The 18,071-nt window shown below is 40.2% G+C and carries 18 protein-coding genes; 6 read left to right on the top strand and 12 right to left on the bottom strand.

The annotated features are described in order from the left end of the window. Positions 1–8 precede the first annotated feature (8 nt). The 5 genes from ACO1XM_RS18365 to ACO1XM_RS18345 form a co-directional block, all read right to left on the bottom strand. Positions 9–3,995 carry a CHAT domain-containing tetratricopeptide repeat protein gene (locus tag ACO1XM_RS18365; protein WP_486231711.1) on the bottom strand — a complete coding sequence of 1,329 codons (3,987 nt, stop codon included), beginning with the start codon at positions 3,993–3,995 and terminating at the stop codon, positions 9–11. Between the two features lie 241 nt (positions 3,996–4,236). After that, positions 4,237–5,376 carry a chorismate mutase gene (locus tag ACO1XM_RS18360; protein ID WP_486231709.1) on the bottom strand — a complete coding sequence of 380 codons (1,140 nt, stop codon included), beginning with the start codon at positions 5,374–5,376 and terminating at the stop codon, positions 4,237–4,239. Between the two features lie 17 nt (positions 5,377–5,393). Next, positions 5,394–6,287: a prephenate dehydrogenase gene (locus tag ACO1XM_RS18355; protein ID WP_486231707.1), complete on the bottom strand. Its 894-nt coding sequence runs from the start codon at positions 6,285–6,287 to the stop codon at positions 5,394–5,396. Continuing rightward, entirely contained in the window at positions 6,284–7,480 is a 1,197-nt protein-coding gene (locus tag ACO1XM_RS18350) for a pyridoxal phosphate-dependent aminotransferase (RefSeq protein WP_486231705.1), read from the bottom strand. Before ACO1XM_RS18350 ends, ACO1XM_RS18355 begins: the two co-directional genes overlap by 4 nt. Before the next feature lie 4 nt (positions 7,481–7,484). Beyond that, the gene (locus tag ACO1XM_RS18345) at positions 7,485–8,327 is read right to left on the bottom strand and encodes a prephenate dehydratase (RefSeq protein WP_486231703.1); all 843 of its coding nucleotides are present in this window, start codon (positions 8,325–8,327) and stop codon (positions 7,485–7,487) included. Positions 8,328–8,701: 374 nt separating this feature from the next. Between ACO1XM_RS18345 and ACO1XM_RS18340 the strand changes: the two genes are divergently transcribed. The 5 genes from ACO1XM_RS18340 (at position 8,702) to ACO1XM_RS18320 (ending at position 13,491) form a co-directional block, all read left to right on the top strand. Continuing rightward, entirely contained in the window at positions 8,702–9,133 is a 432-nt protein-coding gene (locus ACO1XM_RS18340; RefSeq protein WP_486231701.1) for a hypothetical protein, read from the top strand. 83 nt (positions 9,134–9,216) lie between these two features. Then, positions 9,217–10,305: a glycine cleavage system aminomethyltransferase GcvT gene (gene gcvT, locus ACO1XM_RS18335; protein ID WP_486231699.1), complete on the top strand. Its 1,089-nt coding sequence runs from the start codon at positions 9,217–9,219 to the stop codon at positions 10,303–10,305. A 44-nt stretch (positions 10,306–10,349) separates the two neighbouring features. Beyond that, on the top strand, positions 10,350–10,742 hold the full coding sequence (locus ACO1XM_RS18330) for a GxxExxY protein (protein ID WP_486231697.1): 393 nt from the start codon (positions 10,350–10,352) through the stop codon (positions 10,740–10,742). Between the two features lie 10 nt (positions 10,743–10,752). Next, positions 10,753–11,493, top strand: a complete 741-nt coding sequence (locus tag ACO1XM_RS18325; protein ID WP_486231695.1) for a 2-phosphosulfolactate phosphatase — start codon at positions 10,753–10,755, stop codon at positions 11,491–11,493. Between the two features lie 171 nt (positions 11,494–11,664). After that, positions 11,665–13,491: an alpha-amylase family glycosyl hydrolase gene (locus ACO1XM_RS18320; RefSeq protein ID WP_486231693.1), complete on the top strand. Its 1,827-nt coding sequence runs from the start codon at positions 11,665–11,667 to the stop codon at positions 13,489–13,491. A gap of 13 nt (positions 13,492–13,504) precedes the next feature. Here ACO1XM_RS18320 and ACO1XM_RS18315 read toward each other — a convergent pair whose 3' ends face one another. Genes ACO1XM_RS18315 through ACO1XM_RS18290 form a run of 6 tightly spaced genes read right to left on the bottom strand, consistent with a single transcriptional unit; the run spans position 13,505 to position 17,418 of the window. Beyond that, positions 13,505–13,831 carry a nucleotide pyrophosphohydrolase gene (locus ACO1XM_RS18315; protein ID WP_486231691.1) on the bottom strand — a complete coding sequence of 109 codons (327 nt, stop codon included), beginning with the start codon at positions 13,829–13,831 and terminating at the stop codon, positions 13,505–13,507. Positions 13,832–13,847: 16 nt separating this feature from the next. After that, positions 13,848–14,540 carry a M15 family metallopeptidase gene (locus ACO1XM_RS18310; RefSeq protein WP_486231689.1) on the bottom strand — a complete coding sequence of 231 codons (693 nt, stop codon included), beginning with the start codon at positions 14,538–14,540 and terminating at the stop codon, positions 13,848–13,850. After that, positions 14,540–14,992 carry a D-aminoacyl-tRNA deacylase gene (dtd, locus tag ACO1XM_RS18305; RefSeq protein WP_486231687.1) on the bottom strand — a complete coding sequence of 151 codons (453 nt, stop codon included), beginning with the start codon at positions 14,990–14,992 and terminating at the stop codon, positions 14,540–14,542. Before dtd ends, ACO1XM_RS18310 begins: the two co-directional genes overlap by 1 nt. Continuing rightward, on the bottom strand, positions 14,989–16,245 hold the full coding sequence (locus tag ACO1XM_RS18300; RefSeq protein ID WP_486231685.1) for a carboxypeptidase-like regulatory domain-containing protein: 1,257 nt from the start codon (positions 16,243–16,245) through the stop codon (positions 14,989–14,991). Before ACO1XM_RS18300 ends, dtd begins: the two co-directional genes overlap by 4 nt. Further along, a complete protein-coding gene (locus ACO1XM_RS18295; protein WP_486231683.1) occupies positions 16,242–16,886 on the bottom strand; it encodes an NAD-dependent epimerase/dehydratase family protein in 645 nt (214 codons plus the stop codon). Before ACO1XM_RS18295 ends, ACO1XM_RS18300 begins: the two co-directional genes overlap by 4 nt. Before the next feature lie 10 nt (positions 16,887–16,896). Beyond that, entirely contained in the window at positions 16,897–17,418 is a 522-nt protein-coding gene (locus ACO1XM_RS18290; protein WP_486231681.1) for a DUF7935 family protein, read from the bottom strand. Between the two features lie 59 nt (positions 17,419–17,477). Here ACO1XM_RS18290 and ACO1XM_RS18285 point away from each other — a divergent pair, with 59 nt between their 5' ends. Further along, on the top strand, positions 17,478–17,783 hold the full coding sequence (locus tag ACO1XM_RS18285; protein ID WP_486231679.1) for a HesB/IscA family protein: 306 nt from the start codon (positions 17,478–17,480) through the stop codon (positions 17,781–17,783). 86 nt (positions 17,784–17,869) lie between these two features. On the opposite strand, the gene ACO1XM_RS18280 is transcribed toward ACO1XM_RS18285, so the two are convergent. Beyond that, the coding region (locus tag ACO1XM_RS18280) for a hypothetical protein (protein ID WP_486231677.1) at positions 17,870–18,071 on the bottom strand (202 nt) is incomplete at its 5' end.

Genomic DNA, 18,071 nt, shown 5'->3' with positions numbered 1-18,071 from the left:
ACATTCATTTACTTACCTATCATGATAAATGCTCCCCAAAAATAAGGATCATTAAATTTTGCTTTCATGGCAATCTGTGCCTGCCTGAAGGCTTCTTGTTGGTTACCAGTATTCAGCCACAGTGTGTAAAACTTTACCATCAGCTCCTGCGTTGCCTGATCATCAACCTGCCACAAACTCATCATGACTGCCTTGGAACCCGCCACTAAAAACGAGCGTTGCAAGCCATAAACACCTTCACCATTTCTTACTTCACCCAAACCGGTTTCGCAAGCAGAAAGCACGACCAAGTCTGTATTGTCTAAATACAAATTCATGGCTTCATATGCCGACAAGGCACCGTCTTCTCCGCTTTCTATACTCACGGATTGCCTGCGCTGTGCTGCGCCTGCCATTAAAATACCAGATCTGAGTAAGGGATTATTAAAAAATGTCACTTCATCACTTTCTCTGTCGTCCATGTCAATATCGCTCATGAAATATCCATGCGTAGCAATGTGTATGAGTTTGGGATTATCAAGTCCTTTGAGATTTTCTTCGCTCGCCTCTTTTACTTTAAAGCTTCTGGCCTCCCATTGCTGCTTGGCTAACAAGGTGTTAATCTCATCCACTTCTTTTTCAGTGGCGGGTAGGTTAGGAATTTCATTGTCGGTAAAGCCATAGGTGCGGGCAAGTGATCGAGTGGTGCCACTGGCCACCACGCCACTATTATTGAAATCTACTGCCCCAAATAGATAGGCTCCTTTTGAATTGCTTTGGCTCGCTTGCTGCTGACTATAGACTTCACTTGTATTACTCACCAAACCAATAGAATAATTGTCTAATACCCACGCTGATGTCTTTACATTTTGAAGCGTATTCAAATTTACCTTATTAAAAATACCATCGCTGCTAATGTAAACATGCCTTGTGCCCTGCAGTTGATTTTCCAATGGCAGCCAGAAATGTTTATAAGAAAGGGTATCCGAAATTTTAAACTTGATTGTATTTCTATGGTAACGATAAAGGCGTGTTTCTAACTTTGAACCATATGACCAGATAACTAAAGAAGGTATTGTTTGATTAGGCTTCAACACCAAGCCAATATAATAGATTGAGTCTCTTTCAAACTTTCTTTTTAGTCTGATGATCTCAACGGCTGCTTCATCAGCCTGTAAAGCTGACGCTACCTGCTCTGTTCTAATAACTTCCTGATCAAATTGCGATTTAAATAGTTCTGATTTCGATGAAAGCACTTTTTCAAGATCATTTGCTTTTTGTTGCAAAGCAGCAATGTCAATATTTTGCGCTTTCCTTTCTTCTTCAGATAATGTGTAGTAACGTACTACTTCTTCTTTTATCTTGATCCACTCTTCAAACGATAAAACGAGTGCGGCATCTCCACTCGTTAAAATTCTAGACCTTACTTTATTGGTGGCATTCAGCAGAATTGCTTTTGTAGCCAGCTGAATATCGTACAATTCTTTAAGAACAATTGCCGCCTCTGGATTTTGACTATTGCGTGAATAGTATTGAACACAGAAATCCTGATAAGTATCAAAAACAGGTTTGATTTTGGCGTAAAAGGCTCCCTTTTCCTTTTCACTCATGGAAGGGAAATTCTCGCGGATTTGTTCAAGGTATTTTTCTACCACATTTTCATAAAGTGCCTTTGCTTCTGTGTATTCACCTTTTGCAAAAGCGATGGTAGCCAAACCATACAGTGAGCGGGCATAGTCAGGATGATCCTCTCCTAATACTCTTTTTCTGATAGCCACACTTTCGCGCCAGGCTGTTTCTGCTTTTTCTGGTTGCTTGGTATCTTGATAGAGGGAAGCAAGATTACTCAGTGTAATGGAGTATGAAGGATGATCTTTTCCGACAGATGCTTCTGTGATCTTTAACACTTCCTCAAGTAAGGGTTGTGCTTTATCAAACTGTGCTTGCTTTTGATAAACCGTTGCCAGATTCTGTAAACTGATGGCATATTGCGGGTGTCTTTCTCCAAAAGTTTTTTTATCCAGCTCAAGCGATTGTTTCAATAGTGCTTCAGCTTCCGAAAATTTATCTTGTAACTGATAGAGGGTTGCCAGGTTTTGGAGTGTTGTTGAATATTCCGGATGATCTCCTTTAAACTGTGATTCAATAAGTTTGCGAGACTTCACATATAAAGGCTCTGCTTCATCATAATTACCCATGGTCAGATAGAAGGTAGCCAGACCGTTGGTGGCCCTTATCTTCTCGGCCTGTGTACCTGTACTGGACTGTTCTAAAATAGCAATGGCCTTTTTAAACTGAGGTTCCGCATTTGAAAACTCACCGGCATATTGATAATACCTGCCTAAATTTATCAATGCTGATGCATACTCTTCTGACTTATCGCCCAGAATAGCACTGGAAATAATCAAGACTGAATCTATGGCCAGTTTGGCAGAGCGCAATTCGCCCATTTGAAGATTTACATAAGCCAGGTTTTCAAGTGCGGTAGCATAAGACAAGTTTAAGGCACCTGCATTTTTTCTGGTGATTACAGCTGCCTGTTGCAAAAGATCTCTGGAAGTTAACAACTGACCCTCTACCTGTTTTAGCGCAGCGTAGTTATTTAAGACAGATGCAAAAATCATGTCTTCTTTTATACCCTGATCGTAGGAAGCAAAAATCTCCTGCACCACTGAATCAGCTTTAGTAAAATCTCCTGTTTGTTGATAAATAACCGCAATACCGTTACTGGCTACAATCCATTCGTCTGATGATCTTGTTGACTGGCCAACTGCGCTTTGATAATTTTTTAAGGCATCCGCGTATTTACCAGCCCTTAGCAAGGCTAATCCCTTTTTTGCGAGTATTGAAGAAACCTTGCTTCCTTTTTCTTTACCTGCTTGTTTCAGGGATGCCAGGGCATCATCCAATAATAGAATGGCTTCATCATACCTTCCTAATTCTGTGAGTAACACAGAAAGGTTTTGTGCTGTTTCTGCATAGGCCAGTAATTCTGTTTCAGTACTACGCCCGAAAGCCTTTAAGGCATCACGGTACAATTTTTCAGCTTCTGCAAGCCTACCCGTTTGTTGTGCAATGGCTGCTTTATTCGAGAGCGCAATTGAGGAAGAGAGTCCACCACCACTTTTTTCTAAAATATCAAATAGTGCTGTCGCTTCTGTTGATCTTCCTAATTTTTGCAAACACAAAGCCCTTGCGTTAATAACTTTTGTATATAACTCTTCGCTGGTTTGTGCTGTTGACTCAAAAAACTTTTGTGAAGTTGCTAATAAGGTCTCAGCCTCCGTCAATTGTAATTGTCTTAACCGAATGTCTCCTAGATTGTAGAGTGCTTCATGGTAATTAATATTTTCAATATCCCTTGTCGATTCATAATATTCTTTCAGCCATTTAAATCGGTCAGCTGCATCTTGAAGAAAATTATTCTCAAGACTTGCCAGCCCAAAGTAATATTGACTGGTCAATAAATCATCTGCATTAACAGATTTACCCGATAATTGAGAAAATGTTGATTTAAAATTTTCATAAGCAAGTGTACTGTTGCCCGACAAGTAAAGTGTTGAAGCAATGGCCAGTTGGTTCAGTAATAATGGCGCATCGTCAGCTCTGTGAAAAAGTTCAAGTATGCTTCTGGCTTTTTGCAAAAGCGCATTCGCTTTTCCATACTCACCCAATGCATTCTGGAATTGAGCGGCATTATCAAGGGCACTGGCATAGTTGATGTCCTGTTTCGCTTCACGAATCACCAACTCCTGTTCAATAAAAACCAAACCCCCGACAAAGTCACCAATGGCATAATGCGCATTACCCAAAAGCCGCAGAATGGCTGCATAATTTTCTGAAGTAGCACCATCTTCTTTTTTATAGGCAGTCAAACATTGATCTCCAATTTTTATGGCTTCTTCAACATTACCCGCTTCATAGGCTTGCTGAGCAGACGTGAACAGACCTCTCCAGTCCTGCGCCTGAGTTGTATTAATAGAAAAGCAAAAAATAAGTAATAGCCAACAACGCATAAGTAGATATTTTGCAAAATTGCTAACAACGCTGTCAAACTAAAATACCTTATTATAGGTATTCGCCAGCGTTATAAGGAGAGGTATTCAAAAATAGTCAACAAAAGGCTAACTACAGCTATGTTCAGCCGTGAAATACCTTGCAAAATCTCAGTAACTTATTAGACACATTTTGGTATTTGGCTCATTTCTTAACAATCAACGATCAGAGCCAGTAAATCACTCCTTTTCATAAAAAATATTAAACATTCGCATGTTTATCGAGCGCATCATTCATGACTTTGGTCTGAATCTGAATTGACTCCTGATGTACCAGTTTCAAAAATTCCTTGGAAAAATCTTCACTAATGCCCATGGCTAAGCCCATGGCTACACGTGTGTTAATAATTTCTTCCCAGCGATTTACCTGCAAAATAGTCACTCCATTCTCTTTCTTGTATTGACCAATTTTTTCAGAGATTTTCATACGGGCAGACAGCTTGTGCATGATATCATCATCCAGTTGATCTATCTGTTCACGTAGGGCTACCAATGTATCTTTAAACGACTTACTATCTGAAGAGGCCGTTCTTACAATCAAGGCATCCAGTATTTTACTTAATGCTGTTGGTGTTACTTGTTGTTTCGCATCGCTCCACGCGGCATCTGGTGTAATGTGGCTTTCTATCATTAACCCAGCCATATCCAAATCCAATGCCTTCTGCGATACAAAAGAAATCAAGTCACGTGCTCCGGTAATATGACTTGGATCACAAATAATATCTAACTCAGGTATTCTTGTTTTAAGATCAATGGCCAGCTCCCACATCGGTGCATTTCTGAAGGGCCCTTTTTCAAAAGATGAAAATCCGCGGTGAATAGCAGCCATTTTTGTAATACCTGCTTTGCTCAATCTCTCCAGTGCACCAATCCACAGCTCCAAATCAGGGTTAACCGGATTTTTAACCATCACAGGTATATCTACACCTTTCAACGAGTCGGCAATCTCTTGTACAGAAAAAGGATTCACGGTAGTTCTTGCACCAATCCAAAGTATATCAACGCCTGCTTTCAAAGCGGCTTCCACATGGGCGGCTGTTGCTACCTCTGTTGTTATGGGTAAACCTGTTTCTTTTCTGGCATTCACCATCCACTCCAACCCCACGTCACCAACACCTTCAAACTGTCCGGGTCTTGTGCGTGGTTTCCAGATACCGGCACGCAGCGCATGTACTTTTCCTGTGGCTGCCAGTTGCTTACAAGTAGTGATGGTTTGGCTCTCTGTTTCTGCACTGCATGGCCCTGAAATAATAATCGGGTGATTACTTTGTACAGTTACTGACGATTTCCTTAGTGCAGGCAACCATTTTTTTATTGATTCGAGTTGAAGTTCCTTTTTCATGTTTATTAATGTTCTGATTATGCAGTTATTGTTTTCTTTGTTTGTGCTATTGTACTCTTGGTTTCTATTCCTTCTAGAATTCTTCTAATGCTGTTCGCCTCCGTCATAGTTTTATGCAATTGCACTGAATCTCTTTTCAGTAAATGATATTGAAAGCGTTGCAAGTGAATAATGTATTCCTGCAAAGCCTGACTTAAATACTCCATATTTTGTTCAAAGATGGGCGCCCACATATCCGGAGAACTCTTTGCCAAGCGAACTGTAGAGGCAAAACCACTTCCAGCTAACATGGCAATATTTTTTTCGTCTTTCTCAATGTCAAGCACTGTTTGCCCTAATAAAAAAGCACTCACGTGCGACAGGTGTGATACATAGGCCACATGTTTGTCGTGTTCATCCGCTTCCATAAAAATTGTATTCATACCTAATGCGTTAAATACTTGCATGGCTGTATTCATGGCTTGCTCAGACGATCTACTCCTCTCGCAGATAATATTTGTTTTGTTTTCGAACAAGCCAGAGAATGCCGCTGATGGGCCTGAGTTTTCTGTACCCGCAATGGGATGGGCCGCTACAAACTGATTTCTTCTACTGTGTGATTGCACTGCTTTACAAATACTGCCCTTCGTTGATCCCGCATCGATTACAATCGTTTTATCAGTTATTAAATCCAACACACGTGGCAGCAAGCGTGTAAGTACATTCACCGGTATAGCCAGTATCACTACATCAGTCTCTGCTAACATTTCCTCTAGACTGCCAACCTGATCAACCAAACCTAATTGCAATGCTTCACTGGCATTTGCTTCATTGGCATCTACACCACAAAGAATAGAAGCAAATCCCGCCTTGCGAAGATCAATGGCTATCGATCCGCCAATCAGCCCCAAACCTATAATAGTTGTTTTCATACAGCTGCTGTTAAAGATTTTTCAACCGATTTTCCTTCCTGAAAAAGTTGAATGCGCGTTAGTGCTTCTTTTAATTTTGCCTCAGTAGCACAAAGTGATATTCTAACGAAGCGTTCACCATTCGATCCAAAAATAAATCCTGGTGTAATAAATACTTTGGCTTCATAAAGGATCTTGTCTACAAATGCCTCTACCGCATGAACTGTATCAGGCACTTTTGCCCAAACAAATAGTCCAGACTGGCTTGAAGAGAATGCGCATCCAAGCTGCTGTAATATTTGCTCTGCAAGCACTTTACGCTTAGCATAGCTTATATTGAGTTGTTTAAACCAATCATCTCCCAGGCGTAGCGCTTCAACAGCGGCTAATTGCGATGGCAAAAACATGCCAGAGTCCATATTGCTCTTCACACGCAGCACTGCATCAATGTATGTTTGATTCCCTGCCACCCAGCCAATACGCCAACCGGCCATGTTATGTGATTTACTAAGTGAGTTCAACTCCAGCACCACTTCTTCAGCACCCGGTATAGATAAAATACTGAAGGGTTGGTCGTTTAAAATCAAGCTATAAGGATTGTCATTCACCAATAGAAAATTTTTCTCTTTAGCCAAGGCTATCAGCTTTATGATATCGCCATGATATGCTCTCGTGCCCGTTGGCATGTGCGGGTAGTTCAGCCACATTAACTTGACTTTTGATAAGTCTCGCTGGCGCAATTCCTCAATGTCGATTCGCCAGTCATTCGCTTCATCCAAATCGTAGCTCACCAATGTTGCTCCCACCAATTTTGCTACCGATGAATACGTAGGGTAACCTGGATTTGGAATTAACACCTCATCGCCTTCATTGACAAAAGCCATGCTCACATGCATAATTCCCTCCTTCGAACCCATCAGGGGCAATATCTCCGTATCGGCATTTAAATTAACGCCATACATGCGCTGATGAAAAGCCGCAATTGCCTGGCGCAAAGCAGGAACACCTTTGTAGTTTTGATAACCGTGGTGTGCTGGAATTTCTGCAGCTGTAGTTAAAGCAGCAATCACTGCTGGTGCAGGTGGCATATCAGGACTACCAATACCTAAATTGATAATTGGAAAAGCTGCTGAATCCAGACTTCTTACTTCTGCGAGTTTTTTACTGAAGTAGTACTCTTCAACTTGTTCAATTCGTTTAGCGCTTGCAATCATATGACTAATTAATTTCAATCTTTCCTTTTTTATACTCTCCTAACACATTCAGATTCCCAACGTGTTTCGACACCTGTCTGATACTCTTTTCAAATCCACTTCTTTCTTTCCACTCTACATCTACATGAAATGAATACTCTTGTGGTCTGCCAATAATGGGTATCGATTGTATTTTAGTGAGGTTGAGTTGATTCTTTTTAAAATTTGTTAAAACTTCTGCCAGGCTGCCAATTGAATGCCTAACCTCAAAATAAAGAGAAGCCTTATTGCCTTTCTCTTCTACCGGCTGCTTACGCGTAAGCACCAAAAACCTGGTGAAATTTTTCTTATGCGTTTCTATTCTGCGTTTCAAAATCTGAAGACCAAATTTTTTCGCTGCAAACTCATTGGCAATAGCGGCCATATCTTTGCGCTGCAATTCCATTACATGTTTGGCTGACAAGGCTGTGTCTTCACTCTCTACAATAGATACATTGCTTAGTGAATGAAGAAATTCAGCACACTGCCTGATGGCCATTGGGTGTGACTCAATCAATGAAATGTCCGACAATTGAGCATCGGGCAAGGCAAGCAAATGCATGTGGATGGGAACATACAACTCCCCCACTATGCTAAAATGATATTCCTGCAGCAAAAAGTAATTGGGCAGTATACTGCCGGCTATTGAATTCTCAATGGCCATCACTGCAAAATCCGTTTCTCCCTTCTTCAGGCTTTCACACAAGGCATGAAAGGACAGACACTCTACTGTCCTAATATCCTTACCGAAATAGGTATGTGCCGCCACTTCGTGAAAGCTGGTGGCAATTCCCTGTATCGCAACGTTTGTTTCTTTAATTTGCTTCATCTCAAAACCATATAAAAACAAAAAGTCCCGGTTTTGCCGGGACTTTTTCTGAGTTGTTAATTGTATCTTTAAGATTATACAAATATTACCCTATCAGTCCCGAAGAGGAGCGATAAAAAAAGTAATAAAAGTAAAATCGGTTGTTTTTCATAAGTATGCATGCAAGAAGCGCCATTCGATTTATAATTCCAAACACTCATTGAAAAATATTTTAACTAATAAGCGTTAGTCTGACTAAAATCAATTGCGTTACCCTGGCCACAGCCTTACCTTTACAAGAAAAACGGTATGAAATGGCCATTTCAATGTGTTTCAAAGAATACAAATGATCATGTAAGCCATCACGCATAACCTTAAACAAAAATTATAGACACATGAAACACTTGCTTTTTTTCTTTGCAGTATCTGTTTTGGTTGTAAATCAGGCTTGTAATAACAAGGCGGAACACGACCATCATGAAAACGAAGCTTCGCCAGATGCCAATGGTGCACTTTATGATGAGGTGATGAAAATCCATGATGAGGTGATGCCCAAAATGAACGACCTATATAAAGTGAAAGAAGATTTAAAAAAGCAGATTGCTGATACGCCAAACATTACGGAAGAAAAGCGTAAAGAACTGGAGGACAAGATCAGTAAAATTGAAGCCGCCATGAAAAGCATGATGGTTTGGATGCGTGAATTTAACCCACCGGCAGATAGTTTAGGCGAAGCTGTTGTAAAAGAATACCTTGAAGGTCAGCTGGAAACAGTTAAAAAAGTAAAGGAGAATATCCTTGAAGTAGCGCCTACTGAAAATAAGTAGCAGATTTTTATCAATGGTGTACCGACAGCCCATTTGGGCTGTTTTTGTTTGCATTCGTTTGCATTACCTTTGTAGCCTTATAAATGACTATGGAAATTAAGAATATACCCCTTAACGATTTACACACACAACTTGGTGGCAAAATGGTACCCTTCGCGGGTTATAATATGCCCGTTCGCTACTCTTCTGATATTGAAGAACACATGGCTGTTCGTAATAGTGTGGGTGTTTTTGATGTGTCGCACATGGGTGAATTTACACTGAAAGGCCCAAATGCTTTAGACCTTATTCAACGTGTAACCAGCAACGATGCATCAAAGCTTATCGATGGCCAGGCGCAATATTCTTGCCTACCTAATGAAACAGGCGGCATCATCGATGACCTGATTGTTTATAAAATAAAAGACAATGATTACCTGCTGGTTGTGAACGCTTCCAACATTGATAAAGACTGGAACTGGATAAGCAAATTCAATACAAAAGGTGTAGAGATGAAAAACATCTCGGATGACATCTGCTTATTTGCTGTACAAGGTCCTAAAGGAGTAGCAACACTTCAAAAATTAACAAGCACTGATTTAAGTGCCATCAAGTATTATCACTTTACCATTGGAGAATTAGCGGGCGTAAAAGATGTTATTCTATCCAACACAGGCTATACAGGGGCTGGTGGCTTTGAAGTATACGTACATAAATCTTCAGCAGAATTAATCTGGAAAAAGATATTTGAAGCCGGTGCAGAATTCAATATCAAACCCATTGGACTTGGCGCAAGAGATACCTTGCGTCTCGAAATGGGCTTCTGCTTATACGGCAATGATATCGATGATACGACATCACCTTTAGAAGCAGGTCTTGGCTGGATTACTAAATTCACCAAAGACTTTACAAACTCAGCCGCCATTAAGCAACAAAAAGAAGCTGGCATAAATCGCAAACTGGTTGGCTTTAAAATGATTGATAAAGGTATACCACGTCACGACTATTTAATTAAAGATGCAGCGGGCAATGTTATCGGAAAAGTTACATCAGGCACACAATCACCGATGCTAAGCATTGGTATTGGCTTGGGTTACGTAACAACAGAAAACGCAGCACCAGGCACAGAAATATTTATCGAGGTAAGAGGAAAGGCTTTAAAAGCGCAGGTATCAAAGCTTCCCCTTGTCTAAACCTTGATTTATTTGATTGGTTTGATTTTCATGATTTACGAATAATGATTAAACCTGAATACAAATATTCTGAGTTAACTGGCAAGATAATCGGATGTTGTATGGAGGTTCACTCAGCATTGGGCAATGGCTTCCAGGAAGTTATCTATCAGCGTGCACTAGCGCATGAAATGGAACTTCAAGGAATTGGCTTCACGCGTGAATTTGAAATGCCCATATTCTACAAAGAAAAACAAATAGGTCTCCGCAGAGCAGATTTTTTAGTGGAGAATAAAATAAGTGTTGAGTTAAAAGCACTTACTCAAATGGAAAATGTACACTTGGCTCAGGCCATCAACTACCTTGAAGCCTACAATTTAGAGATCGGTCTTTTAATCAATTTTGGCAATACAAAACTTGAATTTCACCGATTGCAGAATAAAAAATTTAAGCAATAGTAAAAGCATCATGTCTATCACAAACATCACAGAAATCAAAGTTAAGACAATTGACGTTTGCCTAAGTCCAGACCTCATGCACCTCTACAACGTTAACGACAGAACCGTGGTAGTTGTCGATATTTTACGTGCTACTTCATGTATGACCACTGCCTTTGCACATGGCATTAATGCTATAAAGCCTTTTGCAAAGCTTGAGGATTGCCTGGCTATGAAGGCCCAGGGTTATTTTACCGCAGGAGAGCGCGATGGCAAAAAAGTAGAAGGAGTTGATTTAGGTAACTCTCCCTTTGAATACATGGACGAAAAGCTTAAGGGACAAAACATAGCCTTCACTACTACAAACGGCACACAGGCCATTGCAAAATCGGAGGGCGCTAAGGAGATCATCATCGGCTCATTTCTAAATCTCTCCACTGTTGTCAATTACTTAAGAGATAGTGAAAATAATGTATTAGTTGTTTGTGCCGGCTGGAAAGGAAAAGTAAACCTGGAAGACACACTTTTTGCAGGTGCGCTTGTTGAATTATTAAAAGACAACATCGAACCAGATTGTGATGCTCCGTTAATGGCCCAACATCTTTACAATCAGGCTAAACATGATATGGTCGCCTTCCTTCAAAACTCAAGTCATGTTAAGAGACTTGCAAGACTTAACATACACAAAGACATAAAATTCTGCTTAACACCCGATCAATTTACAGTGTTACCCATTTTGATAAATGGTATTTTAAAGCCATTTCAGCTTTAAAATCATCCATACAGGCATAGAGAAGGCTGATTCATTGGGCGATTAATGCCACTCAGCTTTCTGAAAGCATAGAAATAACTATATTCAGGTTCTTGAATATAGTTTTATAAAATTTTGATCAGGTTATCCACTTCTGAATACTTTGCTATGCGATTGTCAAAATACTTATTCGTGTTTTTCCTTTTTGTCACCCTGAAGTCCTGTTCACCTACTGAACCAGACTCCTTTACGCAGCCTCCAGCCTGGGCGAAAGATGCCGTCTGGTATCAGATTTTTGCCGAGCGTTTTCATAATGGCGATACTACCAATGATCAAAAATCAGTGGACATGTCTACACCCTATCTCAATAGTTATCCACCTAAAGGTTGGCGTACCAGCGATTGGACTGTTGACTGGTATGAGCAGGAGGATTGGGCAAAGCAACCCGGTAAAAATTTTAATGAACAGCTTCAGTATAGAAGGTATGGCGGAGATTTACAAGGCGTATTAGTCAAATTGGATTATCTGCAAGAACTTGGCATCAATGCCATCTTCTTTAATCCACTGAATGATGCTTCATCCTTACATAAATACGATGCGCGAAATTACCATCACATCGATGTAAACTTTGGCCCCGATCCAGAAGGAGACAAAGCCATTATTGCAAAAGAAAATCCCAATGATCCGGCAACATGGCAGTGGACTGCTGCTGATAAACTTTTTCTTCAGATTGTTGAAGAAGCGCACAAACGCAACATGAAAGTAATTATGGATTACTCATGGAACCATACAGGCACTACTTTCTGGGCATGGCAAGACGTTGTGAAAAATCAGGAAAAATCTCAGTATAAGGATTGGTACAACATCACGGCTTTTGATAATCCCGCAACTCCTGAAAATGAATTTAAATACGAAGGTTGGTTAAATATAAGTTCATTGCCTGAGCTCAAAAAAGTTAATATAACCACGGAGCGAAAAATAGGAAATCCATATGAAGGCAATATCAATCAGGGTGCAAAAGATCACATCCTGGCAGTAACAAAGCGCTGGCTCTCACCAAATAATGATACAAGCAAAGGCATTGACGGATTCCGTTTGGACGTTGCTGATCACGTGGGTTTAGGATTCTGGAGAGATTACAGAAAATTTGTCAGAACTATTCAGCCAAATGCTTATTTGGTTGGCGAGATATGGTTTCAGAAATGGCCAGATCAATTGATGGATCCTGCGCCTTACACCCAAGGTGATGTTTTTGATGCGGTGATGTTCTACCAGGTTTATCGTCCTGCGCGTTACTTCTTTGCTAAGACTGACTATCCAATAGATGCCAAACAATTTAAAGACAGTCTCGAGTTTCAATGGAACAGATTGAACAAGGCTAATCTATATGCAATGATGAACGTAGCCTCTAGTCATGATGCGCCACGTTTATTATCTGATTTCTATAATGCGAATAAATATAAGTTCCGTGCCTCTCCGCAAGATGATCCAAATTATAAAACAGGAAAACCAGATGAAGAGACCTATGCTCGATTAAGATTATACTTGATTCACGCCTATACATCCATTGGCGCACCTCACATTTGGAACGGAGAAGAAATGGGCATGTGGGGGGGCGATGATCCCCACCCGAGAAAACCTTTAATGTGGAAAGAGTTTACATTTAAGCCAGAGCGCAGAAATAATTTCCAACCAGACAGCTCTGATGAGCGCGACAGCGTGCAATTCAATCAGAAACATTTTGATTTTTACAAAAAGTTAATTGCACTTAAGAAAAATAATCCTGCGCTTATAACAGGAGAAATTGAGTTTCTGTTAGCTGAAGGTAAGACACTTGCCTATAGAAGATTTTCAGGTGATGATGAGATTTTCGTGCTCCTGAATGTTGGCGATGCTCCATATAACTTTAATGTGCTACCAGCAGGTGAATTCACCGATCTACTCACAAATCAGGTTATTAAGTCTGGCGATGCAAATGTGCAAGCATTATCTGCAATGGTATTAAAACGCGTAAAATGAATGCTATGACCTGCTAAGATAACTTTGGATTATTGGTGTGTCTGTCTTTATCACGCTGCGTTTTCTTTTCAATATTTTTTTTGAGGGCTGCTGTTAAATCGACACCCGTCTGATTTGCCAGACACATTAATACCCAAAGCACATCGGCCATTTCATCACCTAGATCTTTATTCCTGTCCGATTCCTTTTCAGATTGCTCCCCATAACGTCTTGCAATGATGCGCGCCAACTCACCCACCTCTTCCGTAAGGATAGCCATGTTGGTAAGCTCATTGAAGTAACGAACACCATAGGTCTTTATCCATACATCAACCTCTTTTTGCGCTTCCTCTATCTTCATGACTAAATTCTAATAATTATTTCTCCAATTCCTCAAAATCAATATCCAGCACATCAAATTTTTGCCACCCTATAAAATCAAAATGCCACCACTCTGATGAATTCACCTTAAACCCATGCTTCGCCATTACACTGATAATCAAATCACGATTCTTTTTTACCTCGGCATCCTTAACAATAGTTGATGGCCAGGCTTCCTTCTTAAACGAATCAAACTCTGTAGGCATTTTCAAATCCTTGCCAGTCTTCAAATCAACCAGCGTCATATCAATGGCACAGCCACGATTATGCCTTGATCCTCTGTAAGGTGAAGCTACATAAGTGGTGTCTTTATATACTTCATAAAATTTTACCGTGGCAGAATAAGGTCTGTAAGCATCAAAAACTTTAATCCCAACTCCATAAGCAGCAAAACTTTCTTGTGCATTTTTCAAAGCCTCTGCAACGGGTTTGCGTGCATACGCTTTTGCCTGTTTATAAATAGTCTCCTTCGTAAAATTATTAGCTGTGGCATAACGAATATCCAGTACGATTCCAGGAACAAAAGAAGCAAGGTCAATCAATTTATTTGCGGAGTTCTTCGTAATACTTTTTTGATAGTCAGTTAGCGTTGTTGGGTTAAGACCATACGTATAGCGTTGTCCCCACCCGGCTGATACCATCAGCAGCACCAATACGATCGTGCTAAATATTCTCTGTGCAAGTACCATCAAATCTTATTTTTAGTATCTATAATAATAGTTACAGGTCCATCATTTAATAAATCAACCTTCATGTCGGCACCAAAAATACCAGTGCCTATTTTCTTGCCCAATTCATTTTCAACAGCACTTACAAAACGTTCATATAACGGTATCGCTACTGGTGGCTTAGCTGCTTTGATGTATGACGGCCTGTTACCCTTTTTCGTACTTGCATGTAAGGTGAACTGACTTACCACAATGATTTCACCGCCTACATCTTTTACACTCAAATTCATCACACCTTCAGCATCATTAAAAATACGCATAGCCACAATCTTGGCAGCGAGCCAACTAATATCATCTTCTGTATCGGCCTCTTCCACTCCCACCAGTACAAGAAGCCCCATACCTATTTCTGAATGCTTAAAACCCTCAATGCTTACTGATGCGCGACTAACACGCTGAATAACGGCTATCATTTTTCAACATATTTATAATCGGTCGGGAGCATCTCTGCTATTTTTTCAGACCACCCCAAATACCCTTCCATAAAAACAGTGCGAACATCTTCATAATATCCATTCGGATATATTTTCAACTCACTCCCCATAAAGTGAACTGTTGATTCTTGAAATCGCTGCGGTGCCCTTCTTTTATCGAGAACGTATAGCACATCTTCTCTTTCTTTAAACAACACTTTTAATCTACCCTTAAACTGGATAATATTTGTACTGCCTGGTTTTAGTAAATCAGATGCCGATTTAATCGCTTTTCCTATGCTGTCTATCTTCTCAGGCAATGAACGCATTCTCAAATAATAGGCAAGGCTGTCATGTAAGCCCGACCCAGTTACAACACCATTACCACCTATAGTTACCACCACCTTCTCTTTACCAGGACTTTGTTGCAAATGTGCAGTTCGCCAATACTTAATTCTCTCATCCAGAAATTGTTGAGGTGGCCTTTCCGGATTCTGTATCTCGTGAAGTTCAAATAATTGAAACTTGCTATCTTCTAATTCCTGTTGGTAAATTGTGCGAATAAGATGAACAAACGAACCCTCAAAGGCTTTTCTCCGCTCGTCTTCCCATTTCTTTGATTGTAAGTTGTTTTTAGGTTTCATCTCCTCGAAGCGAGGAATACCCAAGTACTGCATGCGGCTATTCCTGTAATCAAGCATAAAATCTACTAACTGATAATGCACTTGATACCCTAAGGCCTTGTTTTCTACCACAAGATCTTTCTTGGCATGTGCCACCAAAACTCTCTCTGAAGGATCAAAGAAAAGATGAATGTCCTTATTGTTCAGTATGGCAACTTTAGAAGCATTGGAAGTAGTTCCAATAAAGTTTTGCTTAAAAGTCAGATAGTTTTGTTTCCAGTGTGTTGTATCTGCTTTCACTAATATTTCGGATAGCTGAACTAACTCTTGCGCCAGTGCAACGTTCAGTCTGAAAGCCGACTCATTAAAATCAAACGAATACTGCTGTGTTTTATAACCGACAAATGAAATAGTGAGATCGTATTTACCTGAAGGAAATCCTGACAGAATAAATTCACCCTTACTATTCGTACTCGTTCCTATTGAAGTATTAGCAAAAAATACATTTACATAAGGAAGCGGTTCGCGAGATAAAGAGTCCTTAACAACACCTGCAATACTGTTAACTTGTGCTTGTCCATGAAGAGTGAATAAGCAAAAAAAAATCAATATTGCTGTAAGTGATCTCATTCCATTTTACGCATGACATCAGACTCATAAACAATCATTCCTGGCTTCTTCAACTTAGCTTCAGTTAGCATGGCGAGCGCTACTCTCCTCGCTTCAATAGCCTTGTACTTGGCAGGAATAATAAAGCCGAATACCTTATAAAAAATCTTGGCAGCATCCTCTCCGTTTCGTTGCTCGCTTCTGTTGCCTAATAATAGCGATGGCCTGAATATCTTAAATGACGGATATCCCAACGCTTCTATCGCGCGTTCAACTTCCCCCTTAACTTTATTGTAAAAAATAGATGATTTTTCATTTGCTCCCAACGCAGAAACCAACAAATATTGTTCTGCACCTACGGCCTTGGCAAGCTTAGCAATTTCTAATGGGTAAGTGTAGTCAACTTTTTTAAAAGCCTCCTTCGATCCAGCAACGCGCATGGTAGTACCCAAACAACAAAAAATATCGTCCGCAACAATGTTCTTGTAATATTCTGTCAACCTGTCGAAATCAATTACATGATTTTCATACTTAGGATTGTCAATCAAAAGCGGCTTGCGTGTTAGCACAATTACTTTTCCGTATGCTGTATCCGCCAAAAGTAAATCCAGCAACTCCCTGCCCACTAATCCACTCGCGCCAACTAATAATGCCGTCCTCATACAATACGACTTAAAATGCTTGTTGAATTTCCTTTTTCAACTCCGACATCGCAAGCGCAATCGGATCGACTGATTTAGTCATCACCCGTTCCATAATTCGTTTTGATAAATCAATAGTCGTTCCCTCCGAAGGCACATCGGTTATTGCATCATTGATGGTCATAATCAGATCCTCTTTTGCATTACGCACCAAATCCCACACCACCTCCGACATAAATATCTGTTGCGATACATTGTGATTATATTCATCGCGAATCTCATTCAACAAAATCTGTTGAAATTCTTTAGCCGGCAATCCTGGCACAGCCAGTCTAAGCAATAAATTATTAGGACTTATCCTTTCTAAAAATAAGGCCATCCGTTCATACGCTTGTAATCGTAAAGGCAAAGTTGTTTCAATACTTCTGGAGCGTATTTCAAGTTTTTTCAAATCTATCTCCCTTGCTATAAATGATCTTACCAGCAAATAAGCCGCATACAAAACGATAGAAGCCGGAACAATAATTTTTATAAGCTCAACAAGTGCATCCATAGAATTATTTAATCTTAATTTACGTTTCAAGTTAGGAATTAAACTGCTTACCGCGCACCATGTTCAACAACTTTCAGCCAATAAGCATAACCACCAAAGCAGCCATTGAAATTAAGAAAATCATGGCCACAAAGGGCATACCTGCAGAATATGGTTTGCGTGTAGGGGTGCGGGGTGGTGGCTGCGGGGTATCACTCATGGTCGGTTTCGACAAAAAGAAAGAAAGCGACACACAATTTATCATCAACGATATACCTGTTTACATCGATAAAAAGCACACCATGTATCTCATTGGTAAGCAGGTTGATTTTGTCGAGACAGAGCAAGGGCGCGGCTTCTCATTCATCGAACAACCAACATCCTGATTAAATTATTTGGCGTCCTGCCTGCCTTGTTACCATTGGAATAGGTGGTGGGAGTAGTTGTATCGGCAGTCACCGGACTATCCGTTTCAAGTACGCTCATCGCACAAAACTAGGCCAGCGTACTTTTCTCTCCTATCCCTGGCCGGAAGTTGCGTGTTTAGTTGATCGATCTCGTTTCTTAAATAACCGGTGAAGCTCCTATATTCTGTATTCTTTGTAGATGAGCCTAAAAACAAAAAACCCTGACAAGTTTCCTTATCAGGGTTTCTAGCTTGTACACCGAAGCTT

The sequence above is a fragment of the Chryseotalea sp. genome, from assembly GCF_057350905.1.
Note: the sequence above shows the minus strand (reverse complement) of the source record. Positions and strands in the feature narration are given on the sequence as shown.